Origin of the sequence: Serratia sp. YC16 (genome assembly GCF_009707615.1) — a bacterium.
Lineage (GTDB): Bacteria > Pseudomonadota > Gammaproteobacteria > Enterobacterales > Enterobacteriaceae > Serratia > Serratia surfactantfaciens.
On record NZ_WLYN01000008.1, the window covers coordinates 1 to 17836 of the forward strand.

Here is a 17836-nt window from a genome sequence, read left to right on the forward strand (position 1 = left end):
CGGCCGCCGGCGATCACCGAAACGCTAACCAACGGCAGCGCTCACAGCACCTCTACGCAATATCCCAACCCCTTCCTGCAGGCCGAGCGCTCGCGCGCCTGGGAAGTGGGGTTCAACGTGCAGCAGCCGGATCTGTGGTTTGAGGGCGATCGGTTGGCGGCCAAGGTGGCCTATTTCGACACCAAAGTGGATAACTACATCAACCTGGCGATTAACCGCGACAAGCCGGGGCTGGTGCAGCCGAGCATCGGCAACGCCGCCTACGTCAACAATCTGTCGAAAACCCGTTTCCGCGGGCTGGAGTACCAGCTCAACTATGACGCCGGGGTGTTTTACGCCGACCTGACCTACACCCACATGATCGGTAAAAACGAGTTTTGCTCCAGGAACGCCTGGCTGGGCAATCGCCTGCGTTACGGCGCCAACTCCCGGCCGGGCAACTTCTACGCGGAGCAGGATCCGACGGCGAATGACGCCGTGTCCTGCGACGGCGGCTCGCAGTTCGGCACCGCCGCTTACCTGCCGGGCGATCGCGGCTCGGTGACGCTGGGCGGCCGCGCTTTCGATCGCAAGCTGGACGCTGGGGTGACCGTGCGCTTCGCGCCGGGCTATCAGGACAGCTCGGTACCGTCCAACTACCCGTATCTGGCCGACTGGCCGAAATACACCCTGTTCGATCTGTACGCCAGCTACAAACTGACCGACAGCCTGACGCTGCGCGGCTCGGTGGAGAACCTGACCAACCGCGCCTACGTCGTCAGCTACGGCGAGACGCTGGCCAATACCCTGGGGCGCGGCCGCAGCGTGCAGGGCGGGGTGGAGTACCGTTTTTAAGCAGTAAAAGGGCGTTGCTCATCGTTGAGCACAGAGGTCGCCTCGCAAGGGGCGCCGTTCATCAATGGAGATAGAGAAATGGCATTTTCAGTCAATTATGACAGCAGTTTCGGCAGCTACAGCATCCATAACTATCTGAACGAGTGGGCGTCGTCGTTTGGCGATATCAACCACACCAACGGTAATGTCACCGACTCCAACAGCGGCGGTTTCTACGGCGGCAGCCTGTCCGGCAGCCAATATGCCGTGACCAGCACCGCCAATAACATCACCTCGTTCGTGGCGGGCGGCAACCTGACCTACACCCTGTTCAACGCACCGGCGCACACCCTGTACGGTCAACTGGATTCCCTGTCGTTCGGCGACGGCCTGAACGGCGGCGGCTCCACGCCGTACAACATCCAGGTGCCTGACGTCAGCTTCGGCGGCCTGAATCTCAGCAGCCTGCAGGCACAGGGCCACGATGGCGTGGTGCACCAGGTGGTGTACGGCCTGATGTCCGGCGATACCGGCGCGCTGGAAACCGCGCTGAACGGCATCCTCGACGACTACGGTCTGAGCGTCAACTCCACCTTCGATCAGGTGGCGGCGGCGACGGCGGTGGGCGTGCAGCACGCCGACAGCCCGGAATTGCTGGCGGCCTGATCGCGGCCGTTTGCCCGCCGGCGCCGCGTGCCCCGGCGGGCGTTTTCTCGTTTTTAGCCGATGGAAAACGCCATGAAAAACGCCGTCAGGCGCGGAGAAGTGATGAGCGTGCTGGGCGCATACCGGCGCGGATTTTGGGGCATTGCGCTGTTTACCGCAGTGATCAACCTGCTGATGCTGGCCCCGGCGCTGTACATGCTGCAGGTCTACGATCGCGTGTTGCCGTCGGGCAACCGCATGACGCTGGCGATGCTGACCCTGATGGTGGTCGGCCTTTATCTGTTTATGGGCCTGCTGGAGTGGGTGCGCAGCCAGGTGGTGATCCGCCTTGGCGCCCAGATGGATATGCGCCTCAATCAGCGGGTCTACGACGCCGCCTTCGAAACCAACCTGAAAACCGGCAACCCGCTGGCGGGGCAGGCGCTGAACGATCTGACCAACCTGCGCCAGTTCGCCACCGGCAATGCGCTGTTCGCCTTTTTCGATGCCCCCTGGTTCCCGGTTTATCTGCTGGTGGTTTTTCTGCTCCATCCCTGGCTTGGCGCGTTGGCCAGCGCCGGGGTGATCGTGCTGGTGCTGCTGGCCTGGCTCAACCAGCGGGTGTCGCAAGCGCCGCTGGCGGAGGCCGGCCGCGTCGCGCTGAGCGCCACGCAACAGGCCAACGGCAACCTGCGCAATGCCGAAGCCATCGCCGCCATGGGCATGTTGACCGACTTGCGCCTGCGCTGGCTGCGGCAGCATCAGCAGTTCCTGCTGCTGCAGAACCGCGCCAGCGAGAAAATCGCCGCGGTCACCGCCTGGTCGAAAACCGTGCGGCTGGCGCTGCAGTCGCTGATGTTGGGCTGCGGCGCGCTGCTGGCGGTCAACGGCGACATTACGCCGGGCATGATGATCGCCGGATCGATCCTGATCGGCAGGGTGTTGGGGCCGATCGATCAGCTGATCGGCGCCTGGAAGCAGTGGTCATCGGCGCGCCAGTCCCTGCAGCGGCTGGAGGTGATGTTGGTCGCTAACCCGCCACGAATGCCGAGTCTGCCGCTGCCGGCGCCCGGCGGCACATTGGCCGTGAATCAGTTGACCGCCAGTGCGCCAGGCGGCACGGCGCCGGTGTTGCACGGCGTCAGTTTTCGTCTGGAGGCCGGCGAGGTGCTGGGCGTGATTGGCGCGTCCGGCTCCGGCAAAACCCTGCTAATGCGTCAACTGGTTGGCGCGCTGACGCCGCTCAGCGGCGACGTGCGGCTGGACGGTGCAGACATTCAGCAGTGGGACAAGCAACAACTCGGGCCGCATATCGGTTACTTGCCGCAGGATATCCAGCTGTTCGCCGGCACCCTGACGGACAACATCGCTCGCTTTGGGCAGGTCGACGCCGAGAAGGTGGTGGCCGCGGCGGCGCTGGCCGGCGTGCATCAGCTGATCCTGCATTTACCGAAAGGCTATGAGACCGAGCTGGGTGAAGGCGGCAGCGGCCTGTCCGGCGGCCAACGTCAGCGGGTGGCGCTGGCGCGCGCGCTGTATGGATCTCCGGCGCTGGTGGTGCTGGACGAACCGAACGCCAACCTCGATCGCGAAGGGGAAGGGGCGCTGCAGCAGGCGATCGAAGCGCTGAAGGCGCGTGGCACCACCATCGTGTTGGTGACCCACAAACCGGCGATCCTGGCGGCCACCGACAAATTGCTGGTGCTGAGCGCCGGCCAGGTACAGCACTTCGGCCCCAGCGACGCCATCCTGAAAAAACTGCCTGGTTTTGCGCCCGCTGCTGCCGCTGCACCGGCCAATGCCGGGCGCAGCAACGGCGGCTTCAACGTCAATTACGCCAACTTCGCCAAAACGGCCAGCGGTGAACGAAAAGTATGAGCAATCAGAGTGTGATTCCCGGCGATATCGACACCCTTTCCCGGCAGTTCGACGAAGGTCGCTACCTGCGGCTGGGAGGCTGGCTGGTGGTGCTGGGGTTTGGCGGTTTCCTGCTGTGGGGGCTGTTGGCGCCGCTGGACAAAGGCGTGCCGGTTTCCGGCAGCGTGGTGGTGGCGGGCAATCGCAAGGCGGTGCAGCACCCGAGCGGCGGCGTGGTGTCGCAGATTCAGGTGCATGAGGGCGACCGGGTCAGCGCCGGGCAGGTGCTGTTGTTGATGGATACCGTCGACAGCCGCACCCAGCGCGATGCGCTGCGCAGCCAGCAGTTGAGCAATGCCGCACAGCAGGCGCGGCTGCAAGCCGAGCGCGACGGCCTGCAAGCGATCGCTTTCCCGCCATCGCTGCAAGCGCGGCGAGAAGAGCCGGAAGTGATGTCACTGATGCTGCTGCAACAGCAGCTGTTCACCAGCCGCCGTGCGGCACTGCAGAGCGAGCTGGCGGCGATCGCGGAAAGCATCGCCGGATCGCAGGCGATGTTGGAAGGGGTTCGGCAGTCTTACGCCAGCAAACAGCGGCAAAAGGCCATGCTGCAGGAGCAACTGGGCGGCATGCGCAAGCTGGCGGCGCAAGGGTATGTGGCGCGCAATCGGCTGCTGGATCTAGAGGGGCAGCATGCGCAGATCGATGGCCAGGCGTCCGAGGACAGCGGCAATATCGGCCGTCTGGGGCGCCAGATCCTGGAGCTGAAACTGCGGGCGATCCAGCGGCGGGAAGAGTATCAGAAAGAGGTCAGCAGCCAGCTGGCCGAGGTGCGGATGAAGCTGGACGAGCTGGATAACCGCCTGGCCAAGGCGGAGGCCGATTTGGGGCATACGCAGGTGAAAGCGCCGGTGGCGGGCACCGTGGTGGGGTTGAGCGTGTTCACCGAAGGCGGCGTGATCGGCGCCGGTCAGCAACTGATGGAGATCGTGCCCAGCGATCGCGGGCTGCAGGTAGAAGCGCGCATCCCGGTCGAGTTGATCGATAAAGTGCAGGTGGGGTTGCCGGTCGAGCTGTTGTTCTCGGCGTTCAACCAAAGCACCACGCCGCGCGTCGAGGGCGAAGTGACGCTGGTCGGGGCCGATCGCCTGACCGACGAGAAAAGCGGCGCGCCTTATTACAGCGTGCGCGCCAAGGTCAGCGAAGAAGGATTGCGACGCTTGAGCGGGTTGGAGATCCGCCCGGGGATGCCGGTCGAAGGCTTCATCCGCACCGGTGAGCGTTCGATGATGAACTATCTGTTCAAACCGCTGACCGATCGCCTCCATTTGGCGCTGACGGAAGAGTGAGCATGTCGGTTTCGCCGCTGCCTTTCGCCGCGCCCGGTGCCACCATGCCCTGGCGCCGTTGTCTGGTGTTGGTGCTGGCGCTGCATCTGCTGGTTGTAGCGCTGCTTTGGCCCTGGCGAGACAAGGCCGAGCCGCCGTGGGTACCGCCACCGGCGGTGATGGTGCTGATGGCCGCCACACCGCAGGCCCCGGCCGAGGCGAAACAACCGCCGGGACAAAGGACGCCGCCGCCTCAGGTTGAACCGCCGGCGCCACCGGAGCCGTTACCGCTAGTGAAAGTGCCCGACGCCGCGCAGCCGAACATCGCCGTGCCGCCGAAACAGAAAAAACCGCCTAAGCCGGTGAAAAAAAACAACCTGCCCCGCACGCCGCCGCAGGAGAGAACCATCGCGCCGCCGAGGGTTCAGGATCACAACGCCGGCGCGCCGCCGCCGGGCCACGCGGATAAAACGGCCGCGCCGCAAACTCGCCTGACGCCCTATGTTCAGGCGGGGGAAGACAACTGGCGCAGCCGCATCAGCAGCCGCCTGAATCGCTTTAAGCGTTATCCTAAAGACGCATTGCGGCTGAAGCGCCAGGGCGTCGGGCAGGTGCGTTTCACGCTGGACAGACAGGGCCACGTGCTGGCGGTGACGCTGGTCAGCAGCGCCGGGCTGCCGTCGCTGGATCGCGAAATCCAGGCGCTGGTCAAACGCGCTTCGCCGCTGCCCACGCCGCCGTCGGACGCCTACGTCAACGGCACGGTGGAATTGACGCTGCCGATCGATTTCAGTTTGCGCGGCGCGGGTTTTTGACGCGGTTGTTTCATGGCGATGGCCTGAGCGTGACGCACGGAAACCTTTGCCTCTGCGCCGCGATCGCATTTCGCGCGAAAAACCAGTGACAGATCAACCGCAATCCCCCAATATGGATTTTCCATCAAGATGATTACGCGGGTGCCAGTCTATGCTGAAAGTGAATGAGTATTTTGCCGGAAAAGTGAAGTCTATCGGTTTTGACAGTAGCAGCATCGGTCTTACCAGCGTGGGTGTGATGGAAGAGGGCGAATACACCTTCTCCACCGCGCAGCCGGAAGAAATGACAGTGATCACCGGGGCGCTGAAAGTGCTGCTGCCGGGAGCGCCGGACTGGCAAGTGTTTACGCCGGGCGAGAAGTTCTTCGTGCCGGGGCACAGCGAGTTCAACCTGCAGGTGGCCGACGCCACCGCCTATCTGTGCCGCTACCTGAGCAAATAAATTTTGTTCGCTAGGGGAACGCAGGGCTCAGCGGATGCTGGGCCCTAGTCATTTCTGAGGCGAGATTAACGCTGGGCTTCGCCGCCGAGCGCTTCGATGGTGTTTTTGATCAACGCCGCCAGCTCGCTGGTCATCAGGATAAAGTCGGCGTCAAAGCGCTGGGCGAAGTCGTCGCGATCGATGTCGTCGTTCTGTTCGCGCAGCGTGTCGGCGAACTTCAGGCGCTTGAGCGAGCCGTCGTCCGACAGCATCAGCTGGATGCGCTCTTGCCAGTCCACCGCCAGCTTGGTCACCAGCTTGCCGGCTTCGATGTGCACCGCGATTTCGTCGCTGATCAGATTCTGCTTCTTGCAGCGGATGACGCCGCCTTCTTCCAGAATCGCTTTCAATTCCGCTTCATCCTGAATGGCGAAGCCAGCCGGCATCTCACCGGAACGCACCCATTCGGTCAGCGTCAGTTCGATCGGGCTTTCCATGGTCAATGGCACCACCGGCAGCGAGCCGAGGCTCTTGCGCAGCAGCGCCAGCGTGTCTTCGGCGCGTTTGGCGCTGGCGGCGTCGACCATGATCAGATCGTTGACGGTGTCTATCCACATGAAGGTCTGGTTGAAGCGGCTGAACGCGCGCGGCAGCAGGCTGTGCAGCACTTCATCCTTCAGCGCGTCCTTCTCGGTTTTCTTCAGTTTGCGGTGTTGCTCCGCTTCCAGGCGCTCAATCTTGGCCTGCAGCTCTTGCTTGATCACCGGCGACGGCAGGATTTTCTCTTCCTTGCGCGCGCAGATGACGATCTGGCCGTTGACCGCGTGCGTCAGCGCATCGCTGTGCGAGCCCATCGGGGAGACCCAGCCGGTCTTCGCCATGTCCTGGCTGCCGCACGGTGTGAAGGCGAACGCGCTGAGTTGTTTTTCCATTTCATCCGCGTTTAACGCCACTTCGCGGCTCAAACGGTAAACCATCAAATTCTTAAACCACAGCATAATGTTATCCCTGGCTGGGCGTGCGTTCGGCACGCTGATTCGTCAAAAGCAGGGCGGCATGATAACGAATTGACGCTGAAAAATCGCCCCATTCTCTCCGAATTGCGTCGCTTTGCGCATCGGGAAAGGACGGGACGGAGAATGGGAAACAGGTGATTCATTCGCGCGCTTACATTAGGCTGTGACAACGCTGCGCGGCATCGAGGAGAAAAAATACGTGCGCATTGGCATCGACTTGGGTGGAACGAAAATTGAAGTGATCGCGTTGGCGAATGACGGGCGGGAGCTGTTTCGCCATCGCATCGCCACGCCGCGCCATGACTACCGGCAAACCCTGGCGGCGATCGCCGGACTGGTGAAACTGGCGGAGGATCATACCGGCGAACGAGGATCGGTCGGGATCGGCATTCCCGGCACGCTGTCGCCGTTTACCGGGCGAGTAAAGAACGCCAACTCGGTGTGGCTCAACGGCCAGCCGTTGGATAAGGATCTGTCGGCGCTGCTGGCGCGCGAGGTGCGCATCGCCAACGACGCCAACTGCCTGGCGGTGTCGGAAGCCACCGACGGCGCCGGCGCCGGCGCGAAAACCGTGTTTGCGGTCATCATCGGCACCGGCTGTGGCGCCGGCGTGGCGCTGAACGGCCAGGCGCATTCCGGCGGCAATGGCATCGCCGGCGAATGGGGCCACAATCCGCTGCCGTGGCAGGATGACGATGAGCTGCGCTACGCCCGTGAAGTGCCGTGCTACTGCGGCAAGCCGGGCTGCATCGAAACCTTTATTTCCGGCACAGGTTTCGCCACCGACTATGCGCGCCTGAGCGGCAACGCGCTGCAAGGGCATGAGATCATGGCGCTGAGCGAGCGGGGCGATGCGCTGGCGGTGCAGGCGATCGAACGTTACGAAATGCGCTTGGCGAAATCGCTGGCGCACGTGATCAACATTCTGGATCCGGACGTGGTGGTGCTCGGCGGCGGCATGAGCAACGTGGATCGTTTGTACCGCACGGTGCCCGCGTTGGTGAAAAGTTGGGTGTTCGGCGGCGAGTGTGAAACGCCGATCCGCAAGGCGGTCCACGGCGACTCCAGCGGCGTGCGCGGCGCGGCCTGGCTGTGGCCGCAGCAGCAGCGCTAAGCGTTGCAACAAAGCGCGAGCAAGCTCGCGCTTTAAACCCTTCCCTGTACAAAAACTGGACGGCGCTTTATGCTTTAGCTAACTTAGCTAAGGGGGACGCGATGGCAATTCAGGCCAATATGCATGAAGCCAAATCCAATCTGAGCCAGCTGGCGGACAGAGCCGCGGAGGGAGAAACCGTGATTATTGCAAAAGCAGGGAAGCCGTATGTACAGCTGGTCGCCATCAAGGGCGAAGCGCGCCGCCCTGGCGCCGCCAAGGGTAAGTTCACCGTGCCGGCGGATTTCAACGCGGGGGACGCGGCCATTGCGGCGCTGTTTGAGGGCGATGAATGAAGCGCTTGCTGCTGGATACCCACGCATTGCTGTGGTGGCTGATTGATGACGCCTGCCTGGGCGCGAACGCCAAAAGGCAGATCGCCGATCCGGGCAATGCGGTGTACGTCAGCGCGGCCAGCATTTGGGAGATCTCGATCAAGCAGGCGCTGGGTAAACTGGCGCTGCCGGAAGATATCTTTGCGATCATCGAGGCCGAAGATTTTCTGTCGCTGCCGATGGACGCCTTTCACTGCCAACAGGCCGGGCAGTTGCCGCCCTATCATCAGGATCCTTTCGATCGCATGCTGATCGCACAGGCGCAGGCCGAAGGGCTGACGCTGATCTCCGCCGACGCGGTGTTTCCGCAGTACGGCGTGCGGGTGGCGGACGCCCGCCGTTAAGCCGGCTTTTCCTCACTTTCGCTGCGCACCCGTTCGATATGAATGGTCAGGAACATCATCTCTTCCGTGGTGAGCTGATGCTGATAGTGCTTTTCGATGTGGCGGTTGATCTTGCCGGCGCAGGCGAAAGACTCGCGGTATTTCTCTTTCACCACCTGATACAGCGAGTCGTCGTCGCTGTCGACATAATTTTTCCCCAGCAGGCGCTGGGCGAAGAATTTCAAATGGGTGACGAAACGGTGGTAGCTCAGGGCTTCCTCGTTGTAATCAAAGCGGAAATGGTATTTAACCAGGTTAAGGATCTCTTGCATCACGCGGGTGATGTGCAGCGTGTTGTGCATCTCGTCGTTAAGCTGGGCGTTGACCAGGTGCAGGGCGATAAATCCGGCTTCGTCTTCCGGCAGCGCGGTATCCAGCCGTTGGGCGATCAGGGCCAGCGCCTCCAGCCCGACGGCGAACTCGGCCGGGTAGAGCTTTTTAATCTCCCACAGCAGCGCATTTTTGATATCCAGCCCTTGCGCATGGCGCTGCAGGGCGAAGTGGATGTGATCGGTCAGCGTGATGTAGACGATGTTATGCAATTTGCCCGGCAGGCGTTCGCGGGCGAGAGTGATAATCCTGTCGGCAGTGGTAACGCAGGCCAGCGGGATCTCGGCGAGCAGCTCTTTATAGCGTTCGGCGATTTCACCGCCGTTATGGGTGAATACCTTTTCGATCAGGCTTTCGTCCAGCGTATCGCCGGGCTTCTTTTTAAAGCCGATTCCTTTTCCCATCACCACCGTCTCTTCCTGACGGTCGTCCAGCGTAATCACCACGTTATTATTGAGTATTTTAGCGATTTTCATGGTTTTTCCCGGTGTTTCAGCATCCTGAAAACGAAAAAACCTGACGCCCGGAAGCGATCCCGGGCGTCAGGTTTTGCCTGTATTTTATGTTTCTGCCCTGCGGCCCTGAGCGGCGGAGGGGATACAGTAACAATCCTATTATGTTGGCATAATAACCCGTGCCCGCTGCGGCTCAACGCTTTTCACCGCGGAGTGCCGCCGCGGTCACACTTCTGCGCCGCGCGCCGCGGGATCATTCCAGCCTGAAGTGCGCTTCCAGCCGGCTGACGCCAAGCCCGTTGACCTTCTTCACCTTGATCTGCACCGGAATGCGCTCTTTCATCGCCTCGACGTGGCTGATCACGCCGATGGTTTTGCCGGAGGCGTTCAGGCTGTCCAGCGCATCCAGCGCGGTATCGAGGGTTTCGGCGTCCAGCGTGCCGAAGCCTTCGTCGAGGAACAGCGAGTCGATGCTGGTTTTATGGCTGACCAGATCGGACAACGCCAGCGCCAGCGCCAGGCTGACCAGGAAGCTCTCGCCGCCGGACAGGGTGCGGGTATCGCGCAGCGCATCCGCCTGCCAGGTGTCGACCACCTGCAGTTCCAGCGCATCGCTGGTCTTGCGCTGCAGCAGATAACGTCCGTGCAGCCGGCCGAGCTGGTTGTTGGCCAGGTAAACCAGATGATCGAGCGTCAGCCCCTGAGCAAAGCGGCGGAACTTGTCGCCTTCTTTTGAGCCGATCAGCTGGTTGAGGTAGCTCCAGTCATCGTAGTCTTGCTGGCTGCGGGCGATCTGCTCGAACAGCGCCTGCTGATTGAGGCGGCGGGCGGCGTCGCTTTCCAACTGATTGCGCAGTTCGCCCTGGCGCAGCTGCAGCACCTTCAACTGCTGCGCCAGCTCGGCCAGCGATTGGGTGAGCGCGTCGATATCCGCGTTGGCTTCATCCAGACCTTCAGGGCGGTTCTGCCGATGCTGCTCCAGCGTTTGCGTCGCCTGTGTCAGCAGGGCGGTGGCCTCTATCTGCCGCTGCTGCAACTGCTCTTTGCGCTGCTGCAATTCGCGGCGCAGGGCGTCGTCCAGCAGCGCAGCGGCGAAGGCGGTTTCATCGACGAATTCGCTGTCGGCCAGCGCCTGCTGCCACTGCTGCTGCGCCTGCTGCAGCCGTTCCTGCATTTGGGTGTGTTGCTGTTGCAGCCCGGCCTGTTGGCCTGCCAGGCGTTCGCGCAGTTCCTGCGCCTTTTGCCACTGCTCGGCAGCCTGAACATTGGCCTGTTCGCAGGCGGTTTGTTTGGCGCGCAGCTGTTCGCGCACCTCGGCGACCCGCTGTTCGCCGAACAGCGCCAGCCGCTGCGCACGCCGTTCGGCGAGGATTTTCTCGCCTTCTTGCCAGCGTTGTTGCAGGTCTTGTTGCTGTTGCAGGCTATCGGCGTGGTTTTTTTGCAGCAGCGTAAAGCGCTCTTCGAGCAACGCCAGCTGTTGCTGCGCCTGCTGCTGCTGCGTTTGCAGCGCCGCGAGCGCGTCTTTCGCCTGCTGTACCGCCTGCGCCGATTGTTCATGCTGCTGCAGCGCCTGTTGCCCGCGCCGCTCTTCATCGTCGCAGCCACTCAGCCAGGCGCTGAGCGGCTCGTCATCCGCCAGCGTAAAGTCGAACGCCAGTGGCGCGCTGAGCTGCTGCCACTGCTGCTGTTGGCCGGCCAGCTGCTGTTCATCCTGCGCGATGGTTTGCTGCTGGCGCTGCTGCTGTTCCAGCAGGCTTTCGCAGCGGGTGCGCAGTTCGGTACCCTGGGTTTGCAGTTTCTCGGCCAGGGTGCGCATCTCAACCAACCGCCGCTCCGTCGCCGAAGGCTGCACCGCCTGATATTGCTCCACCGCCGGGTGGGTGGTCGAGCCACACAGCGGGCAGGGGGCGCCACTTTGCAGCAGGGCACGCTCCGCTTCCAGGCTGACGATGCGTTTTTCCAGCTCGTGGATCCGCTCTACTTCCTGCAGCTGCGCCTTGTGTTGTTTGAATTGCTGGCGTGCGCTCTCCAGCTGTTGTTGCAGCTCGGCGAGTTGCGTTTGTCGTCCGGCGTGCTCCGCTTGCTGCCGGGTCAGCCGCTCGCGGGTCTGACGGTGGAGGGTGGCGAGCGTGGACAACTGCTGACGCGTTGGACGCAGATCTGCCAGGGCACTCAGGCGCTGGCGCAACGGGGCCAGCGGCGTTTGCGCCTCCAGCGCTTGCTGCTGCTGCTGTTGAACGGCCAGCGCTTGGGTCAGCGCGTTCAATTGCTGCTGATGCTGTGCGCCCTGCGTCGTCAGTTGATTGCGTTGAACGGTGAGCTGCTCCAGCGCCGCCTGCTGTTGGGCGCACTGCTGCGCGGCAGCATCGCCGGCCTGTCGCCGTTCGGCCTGTGTCGATTGCAGTTGGGCGATCTGATGATCGAGCGGGGCGACCTGCTCATCGATCAGCTGTTGCTGTTGCCGCATGTGCTCGGCATGGGCTTGCTGCGCCAGGCGGGTCTTTTCTACCGCCTGCTGCAGCGGCGCCAGCTGCGCCGACTGCTGTTCCTGCTGCTGCGTCAGCAGGGCCGCTTGCTGCTGTATCGTCTGCAGCTCGGCGCGGCAGCGATCGCGTTCGCCGCGCAGCGGCCGCAATTTTTCGGCCGGTTCGCTGAGCGCCAGCCGCTGGAGCTGCGGGGCGGCCTCGGCCTGCTCGCGCTGGGCGTTTTCCAGCCGTTGCCGCCCCTCGTTTTGCTGTTGCCGGAATCGCTGCCATTGTTGTAACCAGCTCAGCGCCTGTTGCTGTTGCCGGGTTTGCTCGCCGAGAACGCTTTCCTGCCCGCTCAGCGCCGTCAGCTGTTCGGCCAGGGAGTGGCGCTGTTCGTCGTTCAGCAGCTCGATACCGCTGGCGCGCTGATGCAGCCCATCCAGATCGGTTTTGGCCTGTTTGTGGGATTCGAACACCTGTTCGGACAATCGCCCGTAGATTTCGGTGCCGGTCAGTTCTTCCAACAGCTCGGCGCGATCGTTGGCGTCGGCGTTGAGGAAGGCGGCGAACTGCCCCTGAGACAGCATCATCGACTTGGTGAAGCGGCCGAAGTCCAGCCCGGTGATGGCGGCGGTGATCTCCAGCTTGTCGCGCACTTTGTCCGCCAGGATCTTGCCGTCTTCGCGGCGCGCCAGTTCGACTTTCGGCGCCTGCAGGTTGCCGTCCGGCGCGTTTTTGGCGCGGCGCTGACTCCAGAAGGCGCGATAGCCGACGCCCTTGACTTCGAACTCGACTTCCGCCAACGATTCGGCGGTATGGCGGGTCATCAGTTCATTCTGGCTTGGCGTGACGTTGAGGCGCGGCGTCTGGTGGTATAGCGCCAGGCAGATGGCGTCCAGCAGGGTGGTTTTGCCCGCGCCGGTCGGGCCGGTAATGGCGAACAGACCGTTGCTGGCGAACGGCTCGGCGGTGAAGTCAATCTTCCATTCGCCCTGCAGCGAGTTGAGGTTTTTTAAGCGCAGGCTGAGGATTTTCATGGGTTGTTCTCCTCGGCGTTGTGCTGCACCGCATCGACCACCTGGCGGAACATTTGGCGCATCCGCTGTTGGCGCGTTTCGGGCAGCTCAGTCTCCTGCGCCAGGCGCCGCTCGAACACTTCATTGACGCTCAGTTCGTTGAGCGTTTCCTTATCCTGCTGTGCGATCGCCTGGCGGCGCTGTTCTTTGCTGCGCCGCAGCAGCACCACTTCCACCGGCAACTCGTCCGCCAGCAGCTGAATGCGGCGCTGGATGTCGCTGAGGTAGTCCTGCGTCGCCACTTCGATATCCAGCCACACCGGCAGCTCACCGTCATAATCGGCAAACTGCCGCAGCTGCCGTTCGATCTCGGCCAGATCGCCTTTGATCAGCTGCATGGGCTGAAACTGCGGGATCGTTAACGCTTCCACCTGCTGCAAAGCGCCGTCGGCGAAATCGACCATAAAGACGCTTTTGGCTTTGCCCAGTTCATCGAAGCTGAGCGGGATCGGCGAGCCGCTATAGCGAATGTGCTCCGATTTGGCGACGTTCTGCGCGCGGTGGATGTGGCCCAACGCGATATAGTCGGCGGGAGGAAAGGCCTGCGCCGGAAAGGCGTCGAGGGTGCCGATATAGATGTCGCGCACCGAGTCGGAGGTGGTGACGCCGACGGTGGTCAGGTGGCCGGTGGCGACGATCGGCAGCGGCAGGCCCAATTGGTCGCGGCGCTCGCAGGCCGCCTGATACAGCGTTTGGTAATGTTCGGCGATGGCTTCCTGTAACGCCTGCTGTTTCTGCGCGCCGGATTCGCCGGCGCGGCTGGTGAGCAGATCGCGTGGCCGCAAGAACGGGATGGCGCACAGCACCGCGCCCGGCTGGCCGTCGCGCCGGTTCAGCACCAGGATCTGCTGTTCGGGGGCGCCTTGCGCGCTCGCGATCACCGTGGTGTTCAGGCAGGAGAGCAGTTCACGCGATTCGTTCAGCGTCGCCACCGAATCGTGGTTGCCGCCCAGCACCACCAGTTGGCAGCCGGTGCGCTGCAGTTCCACCACGAAGCGGTTGTACAGTTCGCGGGCGTAGCTGGGCGGCGAGCCGGTATTGAACAGATCCCCGGCGACGATCAGCGCATCCACCTGCTGCTGCTCTACCTGTTCGATCAGCCAGTTCAGAAAAGCCTGGTGCTCGGCGGCGCGGCTTTTGGTGAAAAAGTACTGGCCAAGGTGCCAGTCAGAGGTGTGGATCAGGCGCATGACACTCCCGGGTGCAAAGGTAATGGCGATGATTATAAAGGCCGCGGCGCCGGCTGTCCCGGCGCAATGGCGAGGGCAGCGGAATGATTTTTCTTTACTGCGGGAAATAATCGCTATGCTTACTGCCTATAACAGCCGCTTTTTTTCATAAAAGTGTCACAAAACTGACGCATAATGGCGCCCGCAAAGTCGCTAACACATTGGCAGGATTGACGATGGCAAGACGCATACTGGTGGTGGAAGACGAAGCGCCGATCCGTGAGATGGTGTGCTTTGTGTTGGAACAGAATGGTTACCAACCGTTGGAAGCCGAGGATTATGACAGCGCCGTGACGCGCCTGTCTGAGCCGTTCCCTGATTTGGTGTTGCTCGATTGGATGCTGCCCGGCGGTTCCGGCATTCAGTTTATCAAGCATATGAAGCGCGAAGCGCTGACCCGCGATATCCCGGTGATGATGTTGACCGCGCGCGGCGAAGAGGAAGACCGGGTGCGCGGCCTGGAAGTGGGGGCGGATGATTACATCACCAAGCCGTTCTCGCCCAAGGAGCTGGTGGCGCGCATCAAAGCGGTCATGCGCCGTATTTCACCGATGGCGGTGGAAGAAGTGATTGAAATGCAAGGGCTAAGCCTGGATCCGTCCTCTCACCGCGTGATGGCGAACGATCAGGCGCTGGACATGGGGCCGACCGAGTTCAAGCTGCTGCACTTCTTTATGACCCACCCGGAGCGGGTTTATAGCCGCGAGCAGTTGCTTAATCACGTCTGGGGCACTAACGTTTATGTGGAAGACCGTACCGTTGACGTGCATATCCGTCGGCTCCGCAAGGCGTTAGAAACCAGTGGGCATGATAAAATGGTTCAAACCGTTCGGGGCACCGGCTACCGGTTCTCAACGCGCTACTGATCGCGCCGCGCTGGAGAATATGCCGTGTTAGAACGTCTGTCGTGGAAGAGGCTGGCTCTGGAGCTGGCTCTTTTTTGTCTGCCCGCCTTACTGCTGGGGCTGATTTTCGGTTATCTGCCCTGGTTCCTGCTGGCCTCTGCGCTGGCTGCGCTGGTGTGGAATTTCTACAACCAGCTCAAACTCTCCCATTGGCTGTGGATCGACCGCAGCATGACGCCGCCGCCCGGCCGCTGGAGCTGGGAGCCGCTATTCTATGGCCTGTATCAGATGCAGCAGCGCAACCGCCGCCGCCGCCGCGAGCTGGCGCTGCTTATCAAGCGCTTTCGCAGCGGGGCCGAATCGCTGCCTGACGCGGTGGTGATGACCACCGTCGAAGGCAATATCTTCTGGTGCAACGGTCTGGCGCAGCATCTGCTCGGCTTCCGCTGGCCGGAAGACAACGGCCAGCACATCCTCAACCTGCTGCGTTATCCGGAGTTCAGCCACTATTTGCAACAGCAGGAGTTTTCGCGCCCGCTGACGCTGCAGTTGAACAACGAACATTACGTCGAATTCCGCGTGATGCCCTATTCCGAAGGGCAACTGCTGATGGTGGCGCGCGACGTCACCCAGATGCGCCAGCTGGAAGGGGCGCGGCGCAACTTCTTCGCCAACGTCAGCCATGAGCTGCGCACGCCGTTGACGGTGCTGCAGGGCTACCTGGAAATGATGGGCGACGAAGAGCAGGACGGCTCGCTGCGCAGCAAGGCGCTGAGCACCATGCAAGAGCAGACCCGCCGGATGGACGGGCTGGTCAAGCAGTTGCTGACGCTGTCGCGCATCGAGGCGGCGCCCAATGTCGACATGAACGAACGGGTGGATATCCCGCTGATGCTGCGGGTGTTGCAGCGCGAGGCGCAATCGCTGAGCGGCGGCAATCACGAGATCGCTTTCCGGGTGAACGAACAGCTCAAAGTGTTCGGCAATGAAGACCAGTTGCGCAGCGCGGTGTCTAACCTGGTGTACAACGCGGTCAATCACACGCCGAAGGGCACCCATATCGAAGTCAGCTGGCAGCAGACGGCGCATGGCGCGCAGTTCCAGGTCAGCGACAACGGGCCGGGCATCGCCGCCGAGCACCTTCCGCGCCTGACCGAGCGTTTTTATCGCGTCGACAAGGCCCGTTCGCGCCAGACCGGCGGCAGCGGGCTGGGGCTGGCGATCGTCAAACACGCGCTCAGCCATCACGATGCGCGGCTGGAGATCCTCAGCGAACCGGGGATCGGCACCCGCTTTATCTTTACCTTACCCAACCGGTTGATTGTTCCGGCCGCTTTATCAGAGAATGCGGTGAAAAATTAACGCGAGACACCGGTATGACCCGAATCACCCGAGGGCTGTTGCTTTGCCTGGCGCTGCTGGCCGGACGTGGCGCACTGGCGCAGCCCGACGGCATGCTGGCGGGCAATCTGTCCAGCGTCGGCTCCGACACCCTGGCGAACCTGATGGCGCTGTGGGCGCAGGACTTCAGCCAGCATTACCCCAACGTTAATCTGCAGATCCAGGCCGCCGGTTCGTCGACCGCGCCGACCGCGTTGGCGGCGGGCGCCGCGCAGCTGGGCCCGATGAGCCGGCCTATGAAGGCGGCCGAGGTTTCGGCGTTCGAACACCGTTACGGCTATGCGCCGCTGGCGGTGCCGGTGGCGGTGGATGCGCTGGTGGTGTTGGTGCATCAGGACAATCCGCTGCGCGGCCTCAATTTGCAGCAACTCGATCGTATTTTCTCCGCCACCCGGCGCTGCGGTGAAAGCCAGCCGCTGACGCGCTGGGGCGAACTGGGTCTGAACGGCGACTGGGCGACGCGCTCGCTGCAACGCTTTGGCCGCAACTCGGCTTCCGGCACCTACGGCTATTTCAAACTGCGCGCGCTGTGCGGCGGCGATTTTATGCCGCGCGTCAATGAGTTGCCCGGTTCGGCCTCGGTGGTGCAGGCGGTGGCCGGTTCGCTCAACGGCATCGGCTACGCCAGCATCGGTTTTCGCGCCAGCGGCGTGCGGCTGCTGCCGTTGGCGGAGTCGGGGGAGGATTATGTCGCGCCTACCGCCGCCAACGTGCGCAACGATCGCTACCCGCTGTCGCGCTACCTGTATATCTACATCAACAAAGCCCCCAATCAACCGCTGGAGCCGCTGACCGCGGCGTTCCTCGATCGCGTGCTGTCGACCGCAGGACAGAGCCTGGTCAACCACGACGGCTATCTGCCTCTGCCGCCGGCCGCTCTGCAGAAGACCCGCCAGGCGCTCGGGCTGCAACCGCTTGCGCCGGCCATGATGCAATAAGCGACAAAAAGCGACGTAATTTTCGCCTTTTCTCACGCCGAAATGGAGCTTATACCACGCGAAAACCGGGCTTTTATTGGCGTTTTCGCGCGGTAAAGTGATATATGCTTCACGTTTCGTGAATTGGCTGTTCAAAAATGATACAAATCATGTAGTGTATATTTATTGATAGCCAATATGATCGACTGGTGGCTAAAGTTTATATGGTCGATAGCTCTGCTTTTCGCCGTGCGTCTTGCCTTGAAGCGCTATAAACGTTTACCTTAGCCCTCGTTGTCGGATTAAACCTCCATTTTTATAACTCCTAAAACTTTGCCCATCTTCATGA

General features: G+C 62.2%; 16 protein-coding genes. 12 read left to right on the forward strand and 4 right to left on the reverse strand.

The window, feature by feature from the left end; all coding sequences use genetic code 11:
* The 6 genes from GKN89_RS19125 to ppnP form a co-directional block, all read left to right on the forward strand.
* Positions 1 to 834, forward strand: an 834-nt coding sequence (locus GKN89_RS19125; RefSeq protein ID WP_154747564.1) for a TonB-dependent receptor domain-containing protein, incomplete at its 5' end; no start/stop codon positions are given.
* A gap of 78 nt (positions 835 to 912) precedes the next feature.
* A complete protein-coding gene (locus GKN89_RS19130) occupies positions 913 to 1479 on the forward strand; it encodes a heme acquisition protein HasA (protein ID WP_004940479.1) in 567 nt (188 codons plus the stop codon).
* 72 nt (positions 1480 to 1551) lie between these two features.
* A complete protein-coding gene (locus GKN89_RS19135) occupies positions 1552 to 3336 on the forward strand; it encodes a type I secretion system permease/ATPase (protein ID WP_154747565.1) in 1785 nt (594 codons plus the stop codon).
* A complete protein-coding gene (locus GKN89_RS19140; RefSeq protein WP_019454230.1) occupies positions 3333 to 4664 on the forward strand; it encodes an HlyD family type I secretion periplasmic adaptor subunit in 1332 nt (443 codons plus the stop codon). The genes GKN89_RS19135 and GKN89_RS19140 overlap by 4 nt, the downstream gene beginning before the upstream one ends.
* A gap of 2 nt (positions 4665 to 4666) precedes the next feature.
* A complete protein-coding gene (locus tag GKN89_RS19145; protein ID WP_154747566.1) occupies positions 4667 to 5458 on the forward strand; it encodes an energy transducer TonB in 792 nt (263 codons plus the stop codon).
* Positions 5459 to 5609: 151 nt separating this feature from the next.
* On the forward strand, positions 5610 to 5900 hold the full coding sequence (gene ppnP, locus GKN89_RS19150) for a pyrimidine/purine nucleoside phosphorylase (protein WP_004940463.1): 291 nt from the start codon (positions 5610 to 5612) through the stop codon (positions 5898 to 5900).
* A 65-nt stretch (positions 5901 to 5965) separates the two neighbouring features.
* Here the strand turns inward: ppnP and rdgC are convergent, their stop codons facing one another.
* Positions 5966 to 6877 (reverse strand): recombination-associated protein RdgC, encoded by a 912-nt coding sequence (rdgC, locus tag GKN89_RS19155; protein ID WP_004940461.1) that lies wholly within the window; start codon positions 6875 to 6877, stop codon positions 5966 to 5968.
* A gap of 217 nt (positions 6878 to 7094) precedes the next feature.
* Between rdgC and mak the strand changes: the two genes are divergently transcribed.
* The 3 genes from mak (at position 7095) to GKN89_RS19170 (ending at position 8727) form a co-directional block, all read left to right on the forward strand.
* A complete protein-coding gene (mak, locus tag GKN89_RS19160; RefSeq protein WP_063919577.1) occupies positions 7095 to 8009 on the forward strand; it encodes a fructokinase in 915 nt (304 codons plus the stop codon).
* Between the two features lie 101 nt (positions 8010 to 8110).
* Positions 8111 to 8344: a type II toxin-antitoxin system Phd/YefM family antitoxin gene (locus GKN89_RS19165; protein ID WP_019454227.1), complete on the forward strand. Its 234-nt coding sequence runs from the start codon at positions 8111 to 8113 to the stop codon at positions 8342 to 8344.
* On the forward strand, positions 8341 to 8727 hold the full coding sequence (locus tag GKN89_RS19170; RefSeq protein WP_019454226.1) for a type II toxin-antitoxin system VapC family toxin: 387 nt from the start codon (positions 8341 to 8343) through the stop codon (positions 8725 to 8727). The genes GKN89_RS19165 and GKN89_RS19170 overlap by 4 nt, the downstream gene beginning before the upstream one ends.
* On the opposite strand, the gene licT is transcribed toward GKN89_RS19170, so the two are convergent.
* The 3 genes from licT to sbcD all read right to left on the reverse strand — a co-directional run bounded on the left by licT (position 8724) and on the right by sbcD (position 14285).
* A complete protein-coding gene (licT, locus tag GKN89_RS19175) occupies positions 8724 to 9572 on the reverse strand; it encodes a BglG family transcription antiterminator LicT (protein WP_063918827.1) in 849 nt (282 codons plus the stop codon). The genes GKN89_RS19170 and licT overlap by 4 nt on opposite strands.
* Before the next feature lie 232 nt (positions 9573 to 9804).
* Entirely contained in the window at positions 9805 to 13056 is a 3252-nt protein-coding gene (sbcC, locus tag GKN89_RS19180; protein WP_154747567.1) for an exonuclease subunit SbcC, read from the reverse strand.
* Complete coding sequence (sbcD, locus tag GKN89_RS19185; protein WP_154747568.1) at positions 13053 to 14285, reverse strand: exonuclease subunit SbcD; 1233 nt, start codon at positions 14283 to 14285, stop codon at positions 13053 to 13055. The genes sbcC and sbcD overlap by 4 nt, the downstream gene beginning before the upstream one ends.
* Positions 14286 to 14500: 215 nt before the next feature.
* Between sbcD and phoB the strand changes: the two genes are divergently transcribed.
* Genes phoB through GKN89_RS19200 form a run of 3 tightly spaced genes read left to right on the forward strand, consistent with a single transcriptional unit; the run spans position 14501 to position 17508 of the window.
* Positions 14501 to 15190, forward strand: coding sequence for a phosphate response regulator transcription factor PhoB (phoB, locus tag GKN89_RS19190; protein ID WP_004940438.1), 690 nt, complete (start codon positions 14501 to 14503; stop codon positions 15188 to 15190).
* A gap of 24 nt (positions 15191 to 15214) precedes the next feature.
* Complete coding sequence (gene phoR / locus GKN89_RS19195) at positions 15215 to 16531, forward strand: phosphate regulon sensor histidine kinase PhoR (protein WP_019454221.1); 1317 nt, start codon at positions 15215 to 15217, stop codon at positions 16529 to 16531.
* A gap of 14 nt (positions 16532 to 16545) precedes the next feature.
* On the forward strand, positions 16546 to 17508 hold the full coding sequence (locus GKN89_RS19200; RefSeq protein ID WP_154747569.1) for a PstS family phosphate ABC transporter substrate-binding protein: 963 nt from the start codon (positions 16546 to 16548) through the stop codon (positions 17506 to 17508).
* The last annotated feature ends 328 nt before the right edge of the window (positions 17509 to 17836 follow it).